Source organism: Microbacterium sp. B24 (assembly GCF_000333415.1).
Classification (GTDB): Bacteria; Actinomycetota; Actinomycetes; order Actinomycetales; family Microbacteriaceae; genus Microbacterium.
This window is the reverse complement of the sequence record NZ_BADB01000343.1, coordinates 1-1,037: the sequence shown is the minus strand read 5'-3', so window position 1 is coordinate 1,037 and position 1,037 is coordinate 1. Positions and strand designations below refer to the sequence as shown.

The 1,037-nt window shown below is 68.3% G+C and carries 1 protein-coding gene; it reads left to right on the top strand.

From position 1 onward, the window contains the following. A partial coding sequence (locus tag I5I_RS08950; protein WP_036318447.1) for an ABC transporter ATP-binding protein occupies positions 1 to 1,037 on the top strand: 1,037 nt, incomplete at both ends.

The following is a 1,037-nucleotide window of genomic DNA, read 5'->3' as shown; positions in this document are numbered from 1 at the left end:
GAGCTCGGTCCCGGGGATCCTCTAGAGTCGGCATGGTGCACCAGCACTTCATGCTCATCCCGGTCTTCACGGTCGCCGAGAACGTCATGCTCGGTCATGAGCAGACCGGCGTCATGGGATCCCTCGACCTCGCCGCCGCGCGGGCGCACGTGCGCGCCGTCGCCGCGCGTTTCGGGTTCGACGTCGATCCCGATGCCCTCGTCGGTGATCTGCCGGTCGGCGTGCAGCAGCGCGTCGAGATCATCAAGGCGCTCTCGCGCGATGCCAAGGTCCTCGTCTTCGACGAGCCCACCGCCGTGCTCACCCCGCAAGAGACCGATGAGCTCATGTCGATCATGAAGCAGCTGCGGGATGAGGGCACGGCGATCGTGTTCATCACGCACAAGCTGCGCGAGGTGCGCGCCGTCGCCGACCGCATCACCGTCATCCGTCTCGGCAAGGTGGTCGGCGAGGCCGAACCCACCGCATCCAACACCGAACTCGCCTCGATGATGGTCGGTCGACCGGTCGAGCTGACCGTCCAGAAGAACCCTCCGCAGATCGGCTCGGGCGGCCTCGAGGTCAGGGACCTCCGCGTCATCGGCGCCGATGGCGTCGTCCTCGTCGACGACATCAGCTTCGACGTCCGTCCCGGCGAGGTCCTCGCCGTCGCCGGTGTGCAGGGCAACGGCCAGACCGAGCTCGCCGAGGCGATCATGGGTCTGAGCGCGCACACGACCGGATCGATCCGCCTGGACGGTGCCGAACTGCTCGGCCGCAGCGTCAACCAGGTCCTGGCCAGCGGCGTCGGCTTCGTGCCCGAGGACCGCGGTGAGGATGGCCTCGTCGGAGCCTTCTCGGTCGCCGAGAACCTCATCCTCGACCGCTCCGACGACCCGGGCTTCTCCCGCTGGGGGACCATTCGGCGCGGCATCCTCGACGACTTCGCCAAGGAGCGCATCGCCGAGTTCGACATCCGCACGCAAGGCCCCGGCCAGGCGGCGGGTTCGCTCTCCGGCGGTAACCAGCAGACTCTAGAGGATCCCCGGGACCGAGCT